This window comes from Enterobacter sp. E20, assembly GCF_000801755.2.
GTDB classification, from domain to species: Bacteria; Pseudomonadota; Gammaproteobacteria; order Enterobacterales; family Enterobacteriaceae; genus Enterobacter; species Enterobacter asburiae_B.
On the sequence record NZ_CP012999.1, the window covers coordinates 2,257,034 to 2,277,862 of the forward strand.

14 protein-coding genes and 1 pseudogene are annotated in these 20,829 nt (G+C 58.0%); 6 read left to right on the top strand and 9 right to left on the bottom strand.

The window, feature by feature from the left end; genetic code table 11:
• Nucleotides 1–155 precede the first annotated feature (155 nt).
• Nucleotides 156–695 (top strand): DUF2058 domain-containing protein, encoded by a 540-nt coding sequence (locus NI40_RS10725; protein ID WP_032651856.1) that lies wholly within the window; start codon nt 156–158, stop codon nt 693–695.
• A 7-nt stretch (nt 696–702) separates the two neighbouring features.
• On the opposite strand, the gene NI40_RS10730 is transcribed toward NI40_RS10725, so the two are convergent.
• Together NI40_RS10730 and azoR are read right to left on the bottom strand one after the other, a co-directional pair.
• The gene (locus NI40_RS10730) at nt 703–1,389 is read right to left on the bottom strand and encodes an RluA family pseudouridine synthase (protein WP_039262563.1); all 687 of its coding nucleotides are present in this window, start codon (nt 1,387–1,389) and stop codon (nt 703–705) included.
• 89 nt (nt 1,390–1,478) lie between these two features.
• Nucleotides 1,479–2,084 (bottom strand): FMN-dependent NADH-azoreductase, encoded by a 606-nt coding sequence (azoR, locus tag NI40_RS10735; protein ID WP_008502313.1) that lies wholly within the window; start codon nt 2,082–2,084, stop codon nt 1,479–1,481.
• Between the two features lie 205 nt (nt 2,085–2,289).
• Between azoR and hrpA the strand changes: the two genes are divergently transcribed.
• A complete protein-coding gene (hrpA, locus tag NI40_RS10740; RefSeq protein ID WP_039262562.1) occupies nt 2,290–6,192 on the top strand; it encodes an ATP-dependent RNA helicase HrpA in 3,903 nt (1,300 codons plus the stop codon).
• A 48-nt stretch (nt 6,193–6,240) separates the two neighbouring features.
• On the opposite strand, the gene NI40_RS10745 is transcribed toward hrpA, so the two are convergent.
• The 4 genes from NI40_RS10745 to NI40_RS10760 all read right to left on the bottom strand — a co-directional run bounded on the left by NI40_RS10745 (nt 6,241) and on the right by NI40_RS10760 (nt 11,109).
• A complete protein-coding gene (locus tag NI40_RS10745; protein WP_039262561.1) occupies nt 6,241–6,900 on the bottom strand; it encodes an O-methyltransferase in 660 nt (219 codons plus the stop codon).
• A gap of 75 nt (nt 6,901–6,975) precedes the next feature.
• Complete coding sequence (locus NI40_RS10750) at nt 6,976–8,355, bottom strand: efflux transporter outer membrane subunit (protein WP_039262560.1); 1,380 nt, start codon at nt 8,353–8,355, stop codon at nt 6,976–6,978.
• The gene (locus tag NI40_RS10755) at nt 8,352–9,434 is read right to left on the bottom strand and encodes an HlyD family secretion protein (protein WP_039262559.1); all 1,083 of its coding nucleotides are present in this window, start codon (nt 9,432–9,434) and stop codon (nt 8,352–8,354) included. Before NI40_RS10755 ends, NI40_RS10750 begins: the two co-directional genes overlap by 4 nt.
• Nucleotides 9,435–9,456: 22 nt before the next feature.
• Nucleotides 9,457–11,109 (bottom strand): MFS transporter, encoded by a 1,653-nt coding sequence (locus tag NI40_RS10760; RefSeq protein ID WP_039262556.1) that lies wholly within the window; start codon nt 11,107–11,109, stop codon nt 9,457–9,459.
• A gap of 203 nt (nt 11,110–11,312) precedes the next feature.
• On the opposite strand from NI40_RS10760, the gene NI40_RS10765 reads away from it, so the two are divergent.
• Nucleotides 11,313–12,113, top strand: coding sequence for a YdcF family protein (locus tag NI40_RS10765; protein WP_039262555.1), 801 nt, complete (start codon nt 11,313–11,315; stop codon nt 12,111–12,113).
• Nucleotides 12,114–12,522: 409 nt separating this feature from the next.
• Here NI40_RS10765 and gap read toward each other — a convergent pair whose 3' ends face one another.
• Entirely contained in the window at nt 12,523–13,524 is a 1,002-nt protein-coding gene (gap, locus tag NI40_RS10770; protein WP_029740556.1) for a type I glyceraldehyde-3-phosphate dehydrogenase, read from the bottom strand.
• A 189-nt stretch (nt 13,525–13,713) separates the two neighbouring features.
• Between gap and cybB the strand changes: the two genes are divergently transcribed.
• A complete protein-coding gene (gene cybB, locus NI40_RS10775) occupies nt 13,714–14,244 on the top strand; it encodes a cytochrome b561 (protein ID WP_023311642.1) in 531 nt (176 codons plus the stop codon).
• A gap of 44 nt (nt 14,245–14,288) precedes the next feature.
• Here cybB and NI40_RS10780 read toward each other — a convergent pair whose 3' ends face one another.
• Together NI40_RS10780 and NI40_RS10785 are read right to left on the bottom strand one after the other, a co-directional pair.
• On the bottom strand, nt 14,289–15,356 hold the full coding sequence (locus NI40_RS10780) for an oxidoreductase (RefSeq protein WP_039262552.1): 1,068 nt from the start codon (nt 15,354–15,356) through the stop codon (nt 14,289–14,291).
• Between the two features lie 13 nt (nt 15,357–15,369).
• Nucleotides 15,370–16,113 (bottom strand): DeoR/GlpR family DNA-binding transcription regulator, encoded by a 744-nt coding sequence (locus NI40_RS10785; RefSeq protein ID WP_039262550.1) that lies wholly within the window; start codon nt 16,111–16,113, stop codon nt 15,370–15,372.
• Between the two features lie 739 nt (nt 16,114–16,852).
• On the opposite strand from NI40_RS10785, the gene NI40_RS10790 reads away from it, so the two are divergent.
• Both NI40_RS10790 and NI40_RS24485 read left to right on the top strand, forming a co-directional pair.
• Nucleotides 16,853–18,190: a TolC family outer membrane protein gene (locus tag NI40_RS10790; protein ID WP_039262548.1), complete on the top strand. Its 1,338-nt coding sequence runs from the start codon at nt 16,853–16,855 to the stop codon at nt 18,188–18,190.
• A gap of 130 nt (nt 18,191–18,320) precedes the next feature.
• Nucleotides 18,321–20,822 (top strand): annotated as a pseudogene (locus NI40_RS24485) (Ig-like domain-containing protein); the annotation flags it as partial.
• Nucleotides 20,823–20,829 lie beyond the last annotated feature (7 nt).

The following is a 20,829-nucleotide window of genomic DNA, read 5'->3' on the forward strand; positions in this document are numbered from 1 at the left end:
ACAATTTTTAAACACTCTTGCGGCCGTAACGTTAGTAAACGCTGAATAAATAATAAACAAGGCCCATGCGACAAAGCGCCATGCCTACTTCTCTGGCACACTCTCCGTAATTCCCGCTATAATCCCCAAAATTTCCAACCGGTTTAGAAACAATCATGACAAAACTCACCTTACAAGAGCAGATGCTGAAAGCGGGCCTGGTCAGCAGCAAAAAAGCGGCGAAAGTGCAGCGCACGGCAAAGAAATCACGCGTTCAGGCGCGCGAGGCTCGGGAAGCGGTAGAAGAGAACAAGAAAGCGCAGATCGAGCGCGACAAGCTGCTGAGCGAACAGCAGAAGCAGGCCGTGCTGGCGAAAGAGTTTAAAGCGCAGGTAAAGCAGCTGATTGAGATGAACCGCATCACCGTTTCAAGGGGCAACATCACCTTTAACTTCACCGACGGCAATCTGATCAAAAAAATCGACGTCGACAAGCAAACCCAGGCTCAGCTGATTAATGGCCGTCTGGCGATTGCCCGTCTGGTCATCAACGCCAGCGGCGACTGTGAATACGCGATTATTCCGGCGGTGGTGGCCGATAAAATTGCCCAGCGCGATGCCGACAGCATCGTGTTAAACAGCGCGCTAAGTCAGGAAGAGCAGGACGAAGACGATCCGTACGCGGACTTCAAAATCCCTGACGATTTGATGTGGTAAACCGCCTTCAGAACGGGGCGGCGTGACGGGCGTTAACCGGCTCTCCGCTCACGGGATGAATAAATTTCAGTTCGCTTGCATGCAGCATCAGCCGGGGCGTTTTCTCCGCCCCCGGCGCTTCAAGACCGCCATACAGATCGCAGCCCAGAATCGGGTGCCCCAGCTGCTGGCAGTGAATACGCAGCTGATGGGTTCGCCCGGTCTCCGGCGTCAGCATCACCCGCGTTAACGGCAGTCCCGTACCCTGATAAAAACGTTCCACCACCCGATAGCGGGAGCGGGCGGGTTTTCCATTGAGGGCGCAGATCGACATCAGCGGGAACAGCGCCGGGTCTTTGGCAATCGGTGCGTCAATTATTCCCTCGTCGTTTTCCACATGGCCGCAAAGCAGGGCGCTGTAGGCTTTCTCCACGCTGCGCTGGCTGAACTGCTGGCACAGCGCCGCGTTGATGGCCTTATTGCGCGCAACCACCATCAGCCCGGACGTGCCGAAATCCAGACGGTGTACCAGCGTGCAGCCGGGGAACGTCTGGACCAGACGATAATGGACGGAATCAAGGTTTTGCGGATTCTTGCCTGAGAGGCTGAGCAGACCGGAAGGCTTATCGATCAGCAGCAGATGTTCATCCTGCCAGAGGATCTGAATGTCGTCGTGACACGGAGGGGCAATAAAAGAATCAATAATCGCAGACATCAGGCCGCCCGGCTGGAGAGTGGGAGCGGATGATAACGAAATGCGGGGAAAAGAAAAACCCTCCCACCAGGCGGTGAGAGGGCAAAATCTTAGGCTGCTACCAGGCTGTCGATGGCGGCTTTCGCATCGGTCTGCGCTTTGGTCGCCACTTCCGGACCGTAAGCGATACCTTCAGCGAACACGAAGTTCACGTCAGTGATGCCGATGAAGCCCAGGAACAGGCTCAGGTACGGCGCAACCAGGTCGGTTGGGGTGTCTTTATGGATACCGCCACGGCTGGTCAGTACGATCGCACGTTTACCTTTCACCAGACCTTCAGGGCCGTTCTCGGTGTAACGGAAGGTTACGCCAGCGCGCGCCACCAGGTCGAAGTAGTTCTTCAACTGGGTAGGGATGTTGAAGTTGTACATTGGGGCGTTGATGACGATAACGTCGTGCGCCTGCAGCTCAGCAATCAGCTCGTCGGAAAGGGCCAGGGCTTCCTGCTGACGTGGAGACAGCGGTGCATCGCTTGGGCGCAGCGCGCCAACCAGCTCGCCGTCCAGCACAGGAATTGGGTTTGCAGCCAGGTCACGCACGGTGATTTCGTCAGCGGAATGCTGTTCACGCCACTGTTCAACGAAGTAATCAGACAGCTGACCAGACTGAGAGTACCCTGCCAGAATACTGGATTTCAAAACTAATACTTTGCTCATGGGTGATTCCTGTTGTTGCATTTGATTGAAGGGGGTTGCCCCGTTGCTTGTTGACACTCTATTCACAATCCTGCCACAGAGATAGCGCAATATATCGAAGCCTATGTTCGAATTTTTTGAATAAGGCGCGAAAGGCGTCGATGTGGTACTCTATAGCAATCATTAAAAAGAGAGTTTATCAGGGCGTGTACTGCCCTTTAACGCTATGACAGAACAACAAAAATTAACCTTCCCGATGCTCCTGCAACAGCTTGATTCTCTGATGCTGCGCGATAAACAGCGCTTTGCCCGCCGTCTGCACGGCGTGAAGAAGGTTAAAAATCCTGATGCACAACAGGCCATTTACCAGGAGATGGCGAAAGAGATTGAACAGGCGGCAGGGAAAGTTGTGCTGCGCGAAGCCGCACGTCCGGCAATTACCTACCCGGAAAACCTGCCCGTCAGCCAGAAAAAACAGGACATCCTTGAGGCCGTCCGCGACCACCAGGTGGTGATTGTTGCGGGGGAAACCGGCTCGGGGAAAACCACCCAGCTGCCGAAAATCTGTATGGAGCTGGGACGCGGGCTAAAAGGGCTGATAGGCCACACCCAGCCGCGTCGACTGGCGGCACGCACCGTGGCGAACCGTATTGCCGAAGAGCTGCAGACGGAGCCGGGCGGCTGCATCGGTTACAAGGTGCGATTCAGCGACCACGTTAGCGATAACACCATGGTCAAGCTGATGACCGACGGTATTCTGCTGGCGGAAATCCAGCAGGATCGCCTGCTGATGCAGTACGACACCATTATCATTGACGAAGCGCACGAGCGCAGCCTGAACATCGACTTCCTGCTCGGCTACCTGAAAGAGCTGCTGCCGCGTCGCCCGGATCTGAAAATCATCATCACCTCCGCGACCATCGACCCTGAGCGCTTCTCAAAGCATTTCAACAATGCGCCGATTATCGAGGTGTCAGGACGCACGTATCCGGTGGAAGTGCGCTATCGCCCGATTGTTGAAGAGGCGGACGATACCGAGCGCGACCAGCTGCAGGCCATCTTCGACGCCGTTGACGAGCTGGGCAACGAAAGCGCGGGCGACATTCTGATCTTCATGAGCGGCGAGCGCGAAATCCGCGACACCGCCGATGCGCTCAGCAAGCGCGACCTGCGCCACACGGAGATCCTGCCGCTTTACGCGCGCCTGTCAAACAGCGAGCAGAACCGCGTATTCCAGCCGCACGGCGGGCGACGCATCGTGCTGGCGACCAACGTGGCGGAAACCTCGCTGACCGTACCGGGGATCAAATACGTGATCGACCCGGGCACGGCGCGAATCAGCCGCTACAGCTACCGCACGAAGGTCCAGCGGCTGCCGATTGAGCCGGTCTCCCAGGCGTCCGCGAACCAGCGTAAGGGCCGCTGCGGCCGCGTGTCGGAAGGGATCTGTATTCGTCTCTATTCCGAAGATGATTTCCTGTCGCGCCCGGAGTTTACCGACCCGGAAATTCTGCGCACCAACCTGGCGTCCGTTATCCTGCAGATGACCGCGCTGGGGCTGGGCGACATCGCGGCGTTCCCGTTCGTCGAAGCGCCGGATAAACGCAACATTCAGGACGGCGTGCGTCTGCTGGAAGAGCTCGGCGCCATTACCACCGACGAGCAGGCGACGGTCTACAAGCTAACGCCGCTGGGCCGCCAGCTCAGCCAGCTGCCGGTGGATCCGCGCCTGGCCCGTATGGTGCTGGAAGCGCAAAAGCACGGCTGCGTGCGCGAGGCGATGATCATTACCTCGGCGCTCTCCATTCAGGATCCGCGCGAGCGTCCGATGGACAAGCAGCAGGCGTCTGACGAAAAGCACCGTCGCTTCCACGACAAAGAGTCCGACTTCCTCGCCTTCGTGAACCTGTGGAACTATCTCGGCGAGCAGCAGAAAGCGCTCTCCTCGAACCAGTTCCGCCGCCAGTGCCGCGTGGATTTCCTCAACTACCTGCGCGTGCGCGAGTGGCAGGATATCTACACCCAGCTGCGCCAGGTGGTGAAAGAGCTGGGCATTCCGGTCAACAGCGAGCCGGCGGAGTACCGCGAGATTCATATCGCGCTGCTGACCGGCCTGCTGTCCCACATTGGGATGAAGGACGCCGAAAAGCAGGAATATACCGGCGCGCGCAACGCCCGTTTCTCCATCTTCCCCGGTTCCGGCCTGTTCAAGAAGCCGCCGAAGTGGACCATGGTCGCCGAGCTGGTGGAAACCAGCCGCCTGTGGGGACGCATTGCCGCGCGTATCGATCCGGAATGGGTGGAGCCGGTGGCGCAGCACCTGCTGAAACGCTCGTACAGCGAGCCGCACTGGGAGCGCGCGCAGGGCGCGGTGATGGCGACCGAGAAGGTGACCGTTTACGGCCTGCCGGTGGTCGCCGCGCGTAAGGTCAACTACAGCCAGATTGACCCGGCGCTCAGCCGCGAGCTGTTTATCCGCCACGCGCTGGTGGAGGGAGACTGGCAAACGCGCCACGCCTTCTTCCGCGAAAACCTGAAGCTGCGCGCGGAAGTGGAGGAGCTTGAGCACAAGTCCCGCCGCCGCGACATTCTGGTGGACGACGAGGCGCTGTTTGAGTTTTACGACCAGCGCATCAGCCACGATGTTATCTCCGCCCGCCACTTCGACAGCTGGTGGAAGAAGGCCAGCAAAGAGACGCCGGACCTGCTCAACTTTGAAAAGAGCATGCTGATTAAAGAGGGGGCGGAGTCGGTCAGCAAGCTCGACTACCCGAACTTCTGGCATCAGGGCAACCTCAAGCTGCGTCTGACGTATCAGTTTGAACCGGGTGCCGACGCGGACGGCGTGACCGTTCATATTCCGCTGCCGCTGTTAAACCAGGTCGATGAGGGCGGGTTTGAGTGGCAAATCCCCGGCCTGCGCCGCGAGCTGGTGATTGCGCTGATCAAATCTCTGCCGAAACCGGTGCGCCGTAACTTTGTGCCTGCGCCAAACTATGCGGAAGCGTTTTTAGGCCGCGTCACGCCGCTGGAGCTGCCGCTGCTGGACGCGCTGGAGCGTGAGTTCCGACGCATGACCGGCACCACCATCGACCGCGAAGACTGGAACTGGGATCAGGTGCCCGATCACCTGAAAATCAGCTTCCGCGTGGTGGATGATAAAAACAAAAAGCTGCTGGAAGGACGTTCGCTGAGCGAGCTGAAAGAGTCGCTGAAAGGGAAAGTTCAGGAGACGCTTTCTGCGGTGGCGGACGACGGTATCGAGCAGAGCGGGCTGCATATCTGGAGCTTTGGTCAGCTTCCGGAAAGCTACGAACAGAAGCGCGGTAACTATAAGGTCAAGGCCTGGCCTGCGCTGGTGGACGAGCGCGACAGCGTGGCGATCAAACTGTTTGATAATCCGCAGGAACAGCAGCAGATGATGTGGCGCGGGCTGCGTCGCCTGCTGCTGCTGAACATCCCGTCGCCGATTAAGTATCTGCACGAGAAGCTGCCGAACAAAGCCAAGCTCGGGCTGTACTTTAACCCGTACGGCAAGGTGCTGGATCTGATTGACGACTGCATCTCCTGCGGCGTGGACAAGCTGATCCACGAGGCGGGCGGTCCGGTCTGGACGGAAGAGGGCTTTGCTCAGCTTCATGAAAAGGTGCGCGCCGAGCTGAACGACACCGTGGTGGAGATAGCCAAACAGGTCGAGCAGATCCTCACCGCCGTGTTCAATATCAACAAGCGCCTGAAGGGGCGCGTGGATATGACCATGGCGCTGGGGCTGTCGGACGTGAAGGCGCAGATGGCGGGGCTGGTCTATCGCGGCTTCGTCACCGGCAACGGCTTTAAGCGTCTGGGCGATACGCTGCGCTATCTGCAGGCGATTGAAAAACGTCTGGAAAAAATGGCTATCGACCCGCACCGCGATCGCGCGCAGATGCTGAAAGTGGAGAGCGTGCAGCAGGCGTGGCAGCAGTGGCTAAACAAGCTGCCGCCGGCGCGCCGCGACGATGAAGACGTGCAGGCGATCCGCTGGATGATCGAGGAGCTGCGCGTCAGCTTCTTTGCCCAGCAGCTCGGTACGCCGTATCCGATTTCGGATAAGCGTATTCTGCAGGCGATGGAGCAGATTTCCGCTTAAAACTCTTGCCCGGTTTTCTCCCTCTCCCTGTGGGAGAGGGTATCATTTTCACCCGTTCACTATTGCCAGCGTAAACCCATCCCATCCCTTAACCCCCACCGTTTGCAGCGCGGTGGCGGTTAGGCGCGGGTTATCCCCAATCATTTCGATAAAACGCCGCACCCCCAGCACGCGCGCGTCGTCGCTTTGCCCGTTAATCACTTCGCCATCGCGCACCACGTTATCGCCAATGATTATCGTGCCGGGACGTGAATAGTGCAGCGCCCACTCCAGATAGCCGGGATTGTTTGGCTTATCGGCATCAATAAAGATCAGGTCGAACGGCGGAACGTCATCGAAATTCTCCAGCGAGCTCAGCGCCGGGCCTTCAATCAGTTCAATGCGATCGTTCAGCCCCGCGAGGTGAATATTCTGGCGGGCCACATCGGCATGCGTCGGGTCAGCCTCGAGCGTAATCAGCTTTCCGTCCGGCGGCAGGGCGCGCGCCATCCAGATTGAGCTATAGGCGCCCAGCGTACCAATCTCAAGGATGCGTCTTGCCTGGGTCATGCGCACGAACAGCGCCAGCAGTTGCCCCTGATTGGCCGCAACATCGTGTTCGGGTAGCCCGGCGCGTTTGTTGTTTTCCAGTACCTGATGAAGCACGTCATCGTCAGGGATCAGCGAAGAAATCATGTAATTATCTACTGCAGACCATTGTTGATGCATAGATTGACTCCTTGGATTTTTCTCCCTCTCCCTGTGGGAGAGGGTCGGGGTGAGGGCATCAGCGCGCAAGGCGGTTCACGCGCTCTTCCAGCCGCCGCCCAGCGCCCTGTACAAATCGATCTGCGCCAGCAGCAGGTTATTTTTCACCTGCACTACGCTGGTCTGAACCGAGTACAGCGTGCGCTGCGCGTCCAGCACGTCCAGATAGGAAGAGTAGCCGTTGCGATTGCGGTTCTGCGCAATGCGCAGCGTCTCCTGCGCCACCTCCTGCTGGGCAAGCAGCTCGGTCAGCTGTTCCTGATAGCGCGTAATAGCATCGAGGCTGTTGTTCACTTCGGCAAACGCGTTGCGCACGGTTTTTTCATAGGCGTACAGCGCCTGGTTACGCTGGGACTGGGAAATATCCACCTGCGCATTCAGCGCCTGGCGGTTCAGCAGCGGGGCGAGAATACTGCCCCCGACGCTCCAGAGCTGAAGCGGGTTGTCCAGCAGGCCGGAAAGGGTGCGATCCTGGATCGATCCGGTCGCGGTCAGGTTGATCGACGGCAGCAGGCTGGCGCGCGACGCGGCAAGCGAGGCGTCAGCCGCAACCAGCTGGCGTTCGGCCTGAACGATATCCGGCCGACGGTTCAGGAGCGTAGAAGGCAGCTGTGACGGCAGCGTCAGCGGCGTTAGCGCCTCAAAGCTTTCACTGCGCGCTAACGCGCCGGGATTGCTTCCCAGCAGCAGGCTGAGGGCGTTCTCCTGCTGTGCAATCTGATGCTGCAGCACGGGTACCTGCGCCCGCGTTGAGCGCAGCTCGGAATCCGACTGCATCAGCTCCAGACGCGAGCTGTAGCCCGTCTCAAACTGACGTTTCGCGAGGTTAAATGCCTCTTCGCGAGATTTAAGCGTGGATTCGGTCACGCGCAGCTGCTCGTCAAGCGAGAGCAGGGTGACGTACCCGGACGCAACGGAGGACGCGACGGTCAAATCCGCGGCGGCTGCGGCGGCTTTTTGCGCCGCCAGCGAGGCTTCGGCGGCACTGGCCGTGCTGCGGTTGACGCCCCAGATATCCACATCGTAGCTCGCCGTCAGGCTACCTCTGTACAGCGTGCCGTAGACCGGCAGCCCGGTCGCGGCGGATTGAGAACGGGCGCGGGTCCCCGTTACTCCTGCATCAAGCGACGGAAACAGGCTGCCGTCGGCCGCAAAGACCCGCGCCTGATACTCGTTAATCCGTTCGCGGGCGATCAGCACGTCGCTGTTGTTCTTTAGCGCCCGATCCACGTAGCGGTTGAGGTTGTTGTCATGAAAATTGCGCCACCAGAGCTGCTCCGCCGGGCTGGCAGGACCGGCGTCAGCACGCCACTGGGCGGGGATTTGCAGCGTCGGCTGCGCAGGTTTTACGTCGACGGACTGGCATCCGGCGAGCATTACCGCCAGCACCAGACCGGCTATCGGGCGAAGGGTCATTGTTTGCCCTCCCGCGTATCAATGGTCACCTGCACCGACATGCCCGGACGCAGCAGGGCGGACTCCTCAGGCTTGCCGAGCACCTCGATGCGCACCGGAATACGCTGGGCGATTTTGACAAAGTTGCCGGTGGCGTTGTCCGGCGTGATGGCGCTGAATTCAACCCCGGTTGCCGGCGAGATGCTCTCCACGCGGCCCTGATAGGCTTTGTTGTTCAGGGCATCGACGGTGAATTTGACAGGCTGGCCGACGCGCAGCTCTGCGAGCTGCGTCTCTTTAATATTGGCGATCACCCAGTGCTGCGGCGGAACCAGCGTGGTGAGGTGGGTCCCGGCGGTCACGTACGCCCCGAGACGCACGGCAATCTGGCCGAGCTGGCCGTCGCGCGGGGCGATGATGCGGGTGTTTTGCAGGTCTATCTGCGCCAGCTCCAGCGCCGCTTTCGCATTTTCGACATCCGCCTCCAGCGCGCCGCGGTTCACAATTACCGTCTGCAGATCCTGACGCGACATCTCAAGCAAGGCTTTGGCCTGCTCGATGTCGGCGCTGCCCTGGGCCGCGCTGGCCAGCGCCGCGTCGCGCTCGCGAATGGAAAGCGAGCCGTCCGCCGTCAAATCCTTCACCCGCTTTAAATCCGCCTGGGTTTTCAGGCTCTGGGCGCGGGCATTTTTCAGCGCCGCGTCGTTTTTGGCGATCGTCGCTTCGGCGCTTTTACGCTGCTGCAGGTTGTTATTAAGCGCGGCAATTTTCATCGCCAGCTGTGCCTCGGCCTGATGCACGCGCTGACGATAGATACGGTCATCAATCTGCAGCAGCAGGTCGCCTTTTTTAACCTGCACAAAGTCCTGAACCTTCACCTCGGTGATATAGCCATTCACCTGAGGACTGATGAACGTCGTCTGACCGCGCACGTAGGCGTTGTCGGTAAACTGCGCGTGGCGGGTGAACGGCGGCAGCTGCCACGCGTAAAGGATCACCAGCACGCCGACAATACCGATGGCAGCGGCGGTGAAAACGGAAACAATGCGCACATTTTTGCGGGTGTTGGCCTGCTCTTTAGCGGCATCCTGCTGACTCATAAACTCTCCAGAAATATTTCAATTATTTGTTGCCGGTGGCGTTCTTAAGCGCCATACGGGCAGTGATGCGCAGGCGCAGCAAGCGCCATAAAATCCAGACCAGCGTGGCGGCAGCGATGCCCGCCGTCAGCAGATAAGTATCGTTGTAAGCCAGAATATTCGCCTCAAGCGTCGTCACCGTTTGCAGCTGCGTGATCGCCTGCGTTCCCAGCAGCGAACTGTCGCCAATCAGGCTCCGGTACATCTGGGTGTAAAGCTGGATACGCTCGTTGACCAGCGGATTGAGCGTGGTGAGCTGGTCCGCCAGCAGGCTGGAGTGGTACTTCTCGCGCCAGGTCTGGAAGGTTCCGAGGATCGCGGAACCCAGCAGGCCGCCGAGGTTCTGACTCATGCCGAACATCACCGAGAAGCTGACCAGGTTGCGCGGATCTGCAATCACCCCGCCAATGGCGGCCAGCATGGCGGGCGCCAGGAAGAAGGCGCTGCCGAAGCCCAGCAGAAACTGGCTTAGCATCAGCTGATCCGGCCGGGTCAGGTTGTTGGACTGGCTGTCCAGCAGCGAGGCAACAATCATCAGCGCCAGGGAGGTGATAATCGGCCACGCCAGTTTGGTCGGCTTAATCGTGAGGCAGCTGGTGACAATCCCGCAGACGATCCCGGCGAAAATGGACCACGCCAGGTGGGTCATCTGCTCGTTCTGTAACCCCACGTACTGCAGCCAGCCGATGACCCCGGTGTTTTGCTCTGCCAGCACGATACGGATCAGCAGCATGATGAGCCCCAGACGGACGATGCTGCCGCTCGACAGCCAGCGGGTGTTCAGCAGCGGGTTGGCGCGGTTATGTTCAAAGACGATGGCAGCCACAATTAATACAAGCGACAGCGCCAGCGACCAGCCGATCCACGGCGCCTCGAACCACCAGTCTAGGCGGCCCAACGAGAGCACGGCGCAGAGCAGGGCCATTCCGGGGGCCATTAAAAAGAAGGTGATGAAGTCTTTCTTCTCAAAGACCTTTCGCCGATCGCCCGGGGGCAGTTTTAAGGCTATCACGCAGGCCAGGGAGATCAGCGCCAGCCCGAGCTCGAAGAAATAGAGCCCGCGCCATTCGTCCAGCTGCAGCAGTTCGGTCGAAAACAGGCGGGCCAGAGGAATGGCGAGCGACGACCCGGTTATCCCGATGGTGAGCGCCTTCAGGCGGTGCTTCGCAGGCCAGGCCTGGATCTGGTAGTAAATCCCCAGCGAGCTGAGCGCGGCGGCCACCATCCCGTGCGCGGCGCGCACCATCAGCGCCGAGCTGAGATCGTTAACGAACAGGTGGAAAAAGGTCACCAGCACGTACAGCACCAGAAAACCTTCCGTGAAGGCGCGCAGACCGTACTGCTGGCGGAACTTGACCAGCAGCAGGTTGATGGAGATGTTGGTCATGACGTAGACCGCGGGAAGCCAGGCGATTTCGGTCGACCAGGCCCCGAAGGTTCCCTGCAGGTTTTGCAGGTTGGCGGTCACCACCGCATTTCCCAGCGCCCCCGTCAGGCACACCAGCAGGCCAACGACGCCGTAGGCAATGCGTTTTGGCGTACTGTGCTCGGGTGTGGAAGGCGAACCCAGCAGGGCGGGTTTCTCATGTGGCTGCCACTCGCGAGGAGCATAAGGGTCGCGTTCGGGCAGGCGCATAACGTCGTTTACCTTAGAAATAATTGAATAATTAGCGGGCTAGCGATTCTACGTCTGCCGCAAATGATAATTCAAGTGAATATGATTTACGCATGTTAATCAAATGTAGAAGGGAAGTTTAAGGAAAAAGAGCGGCCCGATGTCGCCGTTGTGTTGAGAACCTGAAGTCGCTACCCTGAAGGGATAGAGAGAAGGAGTTCATCATGGAACAGCCCCATTTTCCCATCCTGCCGGATGCCACGCTGGCGGCCATCAATACTGTCGGTGAATGGCTGGCGCAGGACGACCTGAGCGACAGCCGCCAGCCCCCGGACGTCGATGCGGTGATCCTGGCAGGAAACGCGGTGATCCCGACCATTGAGGCGGCCTGCCGTATTGTCGCGCAGAGAGACATCCCGCTCCTGATTAGCGGCGGTATTGGTCATTCAACCGCGTTTCTATATGCCGCTATCGGCAGTCATCCGCGTTATCACACCTTGCCCGTCGAAGGGCGGGCGGAAGCGAGCATTCTTGCCGACATTGCGCGGGAGTTCTGGCAGATCCCCGATGCGCGCCTGTGGATTGAGGATCAATCTACCAACTGCGGTGAGAACGCGCGTTTTAGCTGGAACATGCTGAAACAGCATCAGCGCGCAACCGGGCGGGTGCTGGTGGTGCAGGACCCGACGATGCAGCGCCGTACGATGGCGACGTTTGCCCGCGTTTGTCAGGATGAGCCCGTGTCACCGCAGTGGATAAGCCATCCCGGGTTTACGCCAACGCTGCAGAATGGCAAAGAGGGCGCGGAGTTTAGCGCGGGCAATAGCGGACTGTGGCCCGTTGAGCGCTACCTGTCACTGGTCCTGGGGGAACTGCCGCGTTTGTATGATGACGTTAACGGCTATGGTCCGGCCGGGCGGGATTTTATCGCGCACGTTGAATTCCCGGATGCTGTGATTGCCGCATGGGAACAGTTACAGCAGGACCCGGTTCTCGCGGATGCGTTGTCCAGGCGCTCGATTTAAGGGTGTAATCAGAAGCGATAACAACCGCTTCAGAATAACCTTTGGCTTACAGCAATGTCCTGGTCCGGCTGTATATCGCCGAAGCGTTTCCGTAAGGCCGGGGCGAGGCGCAGGGATGCGCCGAGAGGGCGTGGCCTGCAGGGATGCAGGCTCATGCCCGACCCGATAGCCTGAAGGAATAAGCTGAGGGGACCGCGAAGCGGCGATTTACCGCCGGGAGCCCGGGTTGCCAGGGTGGTGGCGATTGAGCCACCCTGGCACGTTCACCGGTTATGTCGTTAAAGAGTAGCAAGGAACATAAAGTGAACGGAATGACCACTACACCCGTATGTTCCCCTCACCCTAACCCTCTCCCACAGGGAGAGGGGATGCTTCACTGCTCATATTAGCCCTGAATAAAGGCCTAGAATCACAGCGCCGCAAACTTATCCAGCGTCCGCACCAGCTGCGTCACGAAACCGTACTCGTTGTCATACCACGCTACCGCTTTCACCAGCTGCAGCTCTCCCGCTTCTGACACCTCCGTCTGCGTGGCGTCAAACACCGAACCGTAATGCGAGCCAATCACATCGGACGAGACAATCTCTTCGTCGGTATACCCGAACGATTTATTGCCCTGCGTCGCCTTTTTCAGCGCGGCGTTGATCTCCTCGACGGTCACTTTCTTGCCCAGAATCGCCACCAGCTCGGTGACCGAACCCGTTTTTACCGGCACGCGCTGCGCGTGACCCTTGAGCTTGCCGCTGAGCGCCGGGATCACCAGACCGATGGCCTTTGCGGCACCGGTGGTGTGGGGAATGATATTCTCTGCCGCCGCCCGCGAGGCGCGAAGGTCTTTCCCGCGCGGGCCATCCACCAGCGCCTGCGTACCGGTATAGGCATGAATGGTGGTCATGGTGCCCACTTTTATTTCAAACGCATCGTTCAGGGCTTTCGCCAGCGGGGCGAGGCAGTTGGTGGTGCAGGATGCGACGGAAATAATGGTGTCACTGGCGTCAATGGTGTCGTCATTCACGCTGTAGACGATGGTTTTCATCTCACCCGCAGGCGCGGAGATCAGCACTTTCTTCGCGCCGGCGTCCAGGTGTGCCCGTGATTTCTCTTCAGAGGTATAAAAGCCGGTGCACTCCACGACGATATCTACGCCTGCGGCTTTCCACGGAATGTGCTTCGCCTCTTTTTCGGCGTACACCGCAATGGTTTTGCCATCAACAATCAGCGCATCCTCGGTGAAATCGACGCTCCACGGGAAGCCACCGTAGTTGGAATCATGCCTGAGCAGGTAGGCCAGCACTTTCGGTGAGGTGAGGTCGTTGATGGCGACGACGGTATTGCTGTCCTGGGTTTCAAGAAGGCGACGCAGTACAAGGCGCCCAATGCGTCCAAAGCCGTTAATGCCAATTTTACTCATGGTGTTCTCCTGTAAACGTGTCGATGCGACAGTTTGAACTCATCCAGGCTTAGACCATCACGGGCAGGGCGGCAATTGAAGATGCTTCATGCGGGAGGAAGTATTTGAAAAACCATACAGAAAAGTTAATGAATTTTTAAGGAAAGGGGATTATGTTGGCGCGGTAACTGTTTTTAATCGGGAAATCACATGCGCACTAAATATACAAGCCTGCAAATCGGCATCCACTGGCTGGTGTTTCTGTTAATCATCGTCGCCTACTGCGCCATGGAGTTCAAAGGTTTCTTCCCGCGCACCGCGCGTCCAGCGATCAATATGATCCACGTCTCGTGCGGTATCAGTATCCTGGTGCTGATGGTGACGCGTCTGCTGGTTCGCCTGAAATTCCGCGCGCCGCCGATTCAGCCGAAGCCAAAAGCGATGGTGACGGGGATGTCCCATCTGGGGCACCTGGTGGTGTATCTGCTGTTTATTGCGCTGCCGCTGATTGGCATTGTGATGATGTACAACCGGGGCAGCGACTGGTTTGCTTTCGGCCTGGCGATGCCGCATGCGGCGGAGTCCAATTTCGACCTGGTTGATATGCTGAAAGAGTGGCACGAGACGCTGGCGAACCTGGGCTATTTTGTGATTGGCCTGCACGCGGCGGCGGCGCTGATGCATCACTATTTCTGGAAAGATAATACTCTTCTGCGCATGATGCCGAAAAAGCGTTCGTAGTCTTTAACGCTTGCCGGGTGGCGCAGCGCCACCCGGCTTATTTTTTAACCCAGCAGCGCACGCTCTTCGGCAGTTAACGCCAGCGCCTGCGTTGATCCCGTCTCCGACGACTTCACCGCCGCTTCCAGCACGGCCATGACCGCCAGAGCCTCAACAGGGTGGACAGGGTTGGTGATTTTCCCGAGCAGCGCATCACGTACGTTGACGTAATACTGGCGCTGATCGCCTTTCGGGGTAGGGATCGTCTGCGGTGCGCCGTCGGCCCCAAAGAACACCATGCTGTCGTCGTCTTCGCCCCAGGTTTCACTGCCGGGGATCACCCCTGCGAGCAGCTGCGCTTCCTGCTGGTCGATTCTGGCTTTCACCACGCTGCCCTTGTCCCCGTGGACGCTAAAGCGCGCCGTACCGCCAGCAACCAGCATGCTGGCGTGCAGAATGACCTTATGCTCCGGGTAGTTTAAGACCACGTGCGCCCAGTCGTTAATTTCTGCGCCGTCGCGCAGCGTCGCGATATTCCCCTGAACCGACTCCGGCAGTCCAAAGAGCTGTAGCGTCTGGTCAATCAGGTGAGGGCCCAGATCAAACCACAAACCGCTCCCGGGGACGTTCTGCTCGCGCCAGCGCACGCGCACTTCCGGGCGGAAGCGGTCGATGTGCGATTCCAGGTGTTTAACCTTGCCGAGCGTGCCTTGCTCAATAATCTGCTTAATGCCGAGGAAATCGCTGTCCCAGCGGCGGTTGTGGAAGACGGAGAGCAGCAGCTGCTTTTCATCCGCCAGCGCAATCAGGTCGCGGGCTTCCTGCATGTCGAGTGTAAAAGGCTTATCGACGACCACGTGTTTACCCGAGTTCAGGGCCAGCGTCGCCAGCGGGGCGTGCGTGGCGTTGGGGGAGGCAATCACCACCAGATCGATATCAGGATGCTGAATGGCCTCTTCCGGTGTCGCTACCACCTGTACGTCCGGCAGATCGCGTTTAACCTTCTCTTCATCACGAGAAGAGACCACGGCCAGCTTAATCCCGTCCACCGACTGGATCAGCGGGGCATGGAAGGTTTTACCGACAAATCCATACCCGATCAGCGCAATGTTGATTGTTTGAACTTTACTCATGACCTTCTCCACGTTAATTGGCGCACACCGTAACCTGCAGTGCGCTATGGTCCCCAAGCTCAGGCCAGGGACGATCTAAAAAGAGTTGTTGAATGCTGGATAACCCGGAAACCAGATACGGCTCGCAGCGGTTAATTTTCAGATGGTCGGCGACAATCCAGTGCGCATGGCTTGCGTCCAGCATCGCGCGTTTCACCTCGGCATCCGCTTCTTTACCGGCGCTCAAACCGAGTTCGGCATGAATGGCGCACGCCCCAAGAATGGCGATATCTGCCCGATAACGGGACAGCAAAGACAGCGTGGCGCTGCCGGCAAACAGTCGCTGCTTGTGGTCCCATTTCCCGCCGAGCAGGATCAGCTCAATATCTTCCCGGTCGCTAAAATGCTGGGCGATATCCAGCGAGGGGGTAATAACGGTGAGCGGCCCCTGAAGAAAGGTGGCGACGGCCATCACCGTGCTTCCGGCATCCAGAAACAGGGTGGAGCCCGGTGGAACCTGCTGTGCGACCTGTTTACCCAGGCGCTGTTTGGTCTCCGGCAGCAGCGTATTGCGGCCCTGACGGTTCATGGCGGAGAGGTTGAGCGCGATGGCGCCGCCGTGGTTCTTCTGCACAAGGCCCTGGTTTTCCAGGTCGGTCAGATCCCGACGAATGGTATCCGCCGAAACCTGCAGCTTTTCAGCCAGGTCGGTGATGCTGGCCTGGCCTTGCTCGCTGAGGATATCCAGGACGTAGCGTTGACGAGCGGTTTTGTGCATGGGGGTACATTCCTGCAAAATGTCGCAATAGTTTGCATAATACAGCATTTTGACGCAGAGAGAAGGGGAATATCCTCAGGACGATGTGCGGCGGCGTGATAATTCAGATGGGTGATTATTAAAATTTTATTAAGCGGGTATAAGGAAGCCGTTTTGAATGTTAATCACGATGTTATTGTTATGTTTTATTTAACGATTTGGGTTATGTAACCAGCGTATCGCCATTGAGTGGTGTTAAATGCTGTTTAGTGGAAATCATGCAGGTTTTAATTGCTTTAATTAGTTTTTTAAAAGTTTTTAATTTTAAATATATCCCTTTGGCTACGTAAACTGACACTTCTTTGAAAATCTTTGTGTCTGACTCGCGCTGAAATTAACGCAAAAATGTGCACGGAGGGAATTAAGAATTTTCCTTAGATAACAGAGAGTTTATATGTTTCATCTGAAAGGATACTTTTAGAGTTTTGTCCAGAAACCCCATATTTTTTCTTGCTTGTAACACCACATTAACATTGTGGCTGTAGTGGGCTATAACACATTTTGTTATGCTGCTAACCAGTTTAAGAAATAAGTAAATTCTTAATTGAAATAAGATGCGGGCAGATCTCATCTCCGATGGAAATGGGTATGGGGAGTATTACCTGAAATTCAGCAAGGTAGCTAAATAAGATATTTGTCTAATTATCTGTACCTCTTTTTGGGTATTTGCTTGAGTATCACTCAGAGTCAGGGAGATAACATGACGATATTACGAAAGCCTATGTTACGCCGATTTACAGCAGCACTGGCATTCATTTCATTAGCCATAAATATGGCTTTCGCCAATAGTAATCAGGTGGGTATTGCCCCGGTGGCAACCACAACCTTAAAAGAAAGTATTCTTTTTGCGATCGATCGCGATCCGTCAATTAGCCAGCAGGCCGCGCAATTAGGTATTGGCCAGGCACAAATAGATGAAGCGCGCAGCGGCTGGATGCCGCAAATATCGTTGAACGGAAGTACGGGGCACAGCCAGACCACCGATTCCAGCGGGTCGCTGAAGAATTCAGCCGCCTGGGGGCTGAGCCTGACGCAGCTGCTGTACGATTTTGGCAAGACCAATAACAGCATCAGCCAGTCCTCCGCCCAGCGCGATAGCTACCGCTATCAGCTGATGGGCACGCTTTCTGACGTGGCGGAAAAAACGGCGCTGAGCTACGTCGAGGTCAAACGCTATTCCGATCTGCTGCAGGCGGCAATAGATAACGTGCAGGCGCTCAAGAACGTCGAGCAGCTGGCAAAGCTTCGCGCAGACGCGGGCGTGAGTTCGACCTCCGATGAGCTTCAGACCCGCACGCGCATTGCCGGCATGCAGGCGACGGTCGCGCAGTATCGCGCCGCCTTAAACAGCGCGCGCGCCAGGCTTGCGGTATTAACCGGAATGCAGGCAGAGGCCTATTCGCCGGTGCCCGCGAATCTTGCCGTGGAGCCGGACTCGCTCAACCGCATCGATTATTCCCTGATACCGGCGGTGATGGCCGCGCAGAACATGGAACGTTCGGCTCAGTATGGCGTGGAAACGGCGAAGTCCCAGCACTGGCCGACGTTAAGCCTGAAGGGGGGGCGCACCCGTTATGAATCGGACAACCGTTCCTACTGGGACGACCAGATACAGCTCAATATCGACGCGCCGCTGTATCAGGGGGGCGCGGTTTCCGCGCGCGTTCGACAGGCGGAAGGCGCACGGGCCATGGCCTCCTCTCAGGTCGATCAGGCGCGTTTCGATGTCCTGCAAAAGGCCTCCGTCGCGCAGGCTGACTGGACCGGCGCGCGGGGACGAATGGAGGCGGGGAAGCAACAGCTGGAAAATGCGCTGCGGGCCCGCGATGTTTATAAAAATGAATACACCCTGAGCAAGCGGAGCATTAACGATCTGCTCAGCGTTGAGCAGGATGTCTGGCAGGCCACCTCAGCGAAAATAATCGCCGAGTATGACGGCTGGAGTTCGGCAATTAATTATGCTTCCGCGGTTGATAATTTAATGCCGCTTATTGGAATAGAGAAAAACGCTGCCGCAAAATTACCCGACTTGAGTTAATAAAAGACGCGCAGTGTTGCGCAAAGTAAGACTGAAAATAATGGGTGTTTTTTCCCAGGGATAGCTACATCCGTCTGGTGGACATATCCACAGGAATCCGTACACCTGCAAGGAGAAGAATATGAGTAACATGAAAGTTGTTGATGTCATCATTCGCAAAACGGCGGAGAAAACGAAATTAACCGGCGAAGGAAATCTGTCGGTCTCTATTTCATCGCCGAGCGTGATTGAAATCCAGGGCTCTGCTCAGGATGTGGCGCGTTATGTCCGCCAGGGTAAAGACCTCCTCATTTATATGAAAGATGGCAGCGTTATTCGCTGCAATAACTATTTTGTCGAAGATCCAGAAACGCATAATCAGTCAGAGCTGGTGTTCAACGACCGTCAGGAACTGACGCATATTTCTTTTGCCGATGCCGGGGAAGCGTCAGGCGCTGCGGTGACCGAGTTAACCGCGCAGGCCACACCGATTAGCAGCATTCAACCTTTCCTCGAGCAGGAAAGTGTTTTAAGCGACGCGCCGTGGGGCTGGATTGCGGGGGCTGCGTTAGGCGGCGGTGCCATCGGGGCACTGCTGGCAAACGGCGGTGACGGCGAAACTAAAACAAAAGTCATTGATAATACGAAAGAAGTTGAAATCGCCACGCCGACCTTCTTGCTGTCGGATAAAGCGGGTGACAAGCAGGGCGTGCTGAGCGCAAACGAGATCACGGACGACACCAACCCAACCTTTAGCGGCACCGGTCAGCCGGGCGCGACCATCCAGATCAAAGACAGCAGCGGCAGCACCATTGCCAGCGCCATGGTCGGTAAAGACGGCACCTGGACGGTAATATTACCGACCCAGACGGACGGGGAACACACCTGGTCCGTCGTGCAGATCGACGGCAGTAAAACCACCTCTGCGGGCAGTATCACCGTGACGGTCTCTACCGCCGACGCCGCCATTACGCTGGCCACCACGGCGGGCGATAACGTGCTGAACGCCAGCGAGCAATCCGCGGGCTTTACGCTTTCCGGTGCCAGCAAAAACCTGGCGCAGGGTACCGCACTCACCGTGACGCTGAACGGCAAAACCTACGCGGCTGAAGTCGGGGCAGACGGCGGGTGGAGTGTTAACGTGCCTGCGGCGGACGCGCAGGCGCTGGGCGACGGTACCTGGACGGTCAACGTGAGCGGTAAAGACGCGGCGGGTAACACCGTCAGCGGAAGCCAGACGATTGGGGTGGATACCACCGCGCCAACCCTTTCTGTCGATACCCTCGCGCAGGACAACATCATTAATGCGGCTGAGCACAGCCAGCCGCTGACCCTGACCGGTAAAACGAATGCGGAAGCCGGTCAGATCGTCACGGTCACGCTGAACGGTAAAAACTATAACGCCACGGTGGGCAGCGACGGCACCTGGTCCGTCACGCTTGATGTGAACGACGTGCAGGCGCTGAGTGAGGGTAATCACACCCTGACGGTTAACGTTAGCGACAAAGCGGGCAACGGCTCGTCCGTGACGGCAGATTTCACGGTGGATACCGCCGCGCCGATCGTCACCATCCATACCGTGGCGGGCGACGATATCCTCAATATCAGCGAGCAGGGCCAGGCGCACATTATTTCCGGCCTGGCGAGCGGTGCCGCCGCGGGCGATGTGGTCACCGTGACGCTTGGCGGCCAGACCTTCACCGGCGTGGTGCTGGCGGACGGCAGCTGGAGCGTGGGCGTTCCGGCGTCCGTGCTGGGCGCGCTGGGTGAAGGCAACCACACGCTTTCGGTTTCCGTCACTGACGCGGCAGGCAACACCGGCAGCGCCACGCACGGCATTACGCTGAGCGGACACCCGCCGGAATTTACGATTGACGCCATCAGCCAGGATAACGTCCTGAATGCCCAGGAGGCGATGCAGCCGCTGAGCCTGACCGGCACCAGCAACCTGCCGGACGGCTCCACCGTCACCGTGACGCTGAACAACGTCAGCTATCAGGCCACCGTCGAAAACGGTATCTGGGCGGTCCAGGTGCCGGTTTCCGACGTCCTGAATCTGGCGAACACGCTTTATACCGTCAGCGTCAGCGGGACCGACAGCGTGGGTAACAGCGGTTCTGCCGAGGCGAATCTGCTGGTGGATACCGTTCTTCCGCAGGTCATTATCAATACGTTTGCGGGCGACAACCTGGTCAATAACGCCGAAGCGGGCGTCGATCAAACCCTCAGCGGTCGCGTTACCGGCGCGGCGGCGGGCGATACCGTCACCATCACCGCAGGCGGCAAGAGCTACACCGCAACGGTTGGCAGCGACCTGACCTGGAGCGTGAAAATCCCGTCAGCGGATCTTCAGGCGTTCGGCGACGGGGATTTAACCTTCAGCGCCTCCGTCACCAACGCGCACGGCAATACCGGCACCGGCGAGCGTGATATCAACATCAACGCGGAGCTGCCGGGTCTGCGCGTGAACACCATTTCCGGCGATGACGTGATCAACGCCATCGAACAGCAGCAGGATCTGAGCGTCACCGGCTCAAGCACCCATCTGGCCGCGGGCACGCAGATTATCGTCACCATCAACAATGTGGAGTACGTCACCGCGGTTAGCGCCAGCGGCAGCTGGCAGATCGGCGTTCCGGCGGCGGACCTGCAGGCCTGGA

Coding starts and splice junctions, on each gene's coding strand:
- gap (WP_029740556.1), bottom strand. CDS start 13,524: ATGAGTAAAATTGGCATTAACGGCTTTGGACGCATTGGGCGCCTTGTA.
- NI40_RS10790 (WP_039262548.1), top strand. CDS start 16,853: ATGACGATATTACGAAAGCCTATGTTACGCCGATTTACAGCAGCACTG.
- NI40_RS10765 (WP_039262555.1), top strand. CDS start 11,313: ATGGAACAGCCCCATTTTCCCATCCTGCCGGATGCCACGCTGGCGGCC.
- azoR (WP_008502313.1), bottom strand. CDS start 2,084: ATGAGCAAAGTATTAGTTTTGAAATCCAGTATTCTGGCAGGGTACTCT.
- NI40_RS10730 (WP_039262563.1), bottom strand. CDS start 1,389: ATGTCTGCGATTATTGATTCTTTTATTGCCCCTCCGTGTCACGACGAC.
- NI40_RS10755 (WP_039262559.1), bottom strand. CDS start 9,434: ATGAGTCAGCAGGATGCCGCTAAAGAGCAGGCCAACACCCGCAAAAAT.
- NI40_RS10780 (WP_039262552.1), bottom strand. CDS start 15,356: ATGAGTAAAGTTCAAACAATCAACATTGCGCTGATCGGGTATGGATTT.
- NI40_RS10725 (WP_032651856.1), top strand. CDS start 156: ATGACAAAACTCACCTTACAAGAGCAGATGCTGAAAGCGGGCCTGGTC.
- NI40_RS10785 (WP_039262550.1), bottom strand. CDS start 16,113: ATGCACAAAACCGCTCGTCAACGCTACGTCCTGGATATCCTCAGCGAG.
- NI40_RS10760 (WP_039262556.1), bottom strand. CDS start 11,109: ATGCGCCTGCCCGAACGCGACCCTTATGCTCCTCGCGAGTGGCAGCCA.
- NI40_RS10750 (WP_039262560.1), bottom strand. CDS start 8,355: ATGACCCTTCGCCCGATAGCCGGTCTGGTGCTGGCGGTAATGCTCGCC.
- hrpA (WP_039262562.1), top strand. CDS start 2,290: ATGACAGAACAACAAAAATTAACCTTCCCGATGCTCCTGCAACAGCTT.
- cybB (WP_023311642.1), top strand. CDS start 13,714: ATGCGCACTAAATATACAAGCCTGCAAATCGGCATCCACTGGCTGGTG.
- NI40_RS10745 (WP_039262561.1), bottom strand. CDS start 6,900: ATGCATCAACAATGGTCTGCAGTAGATAATTACATGATTTCTTCGCTG.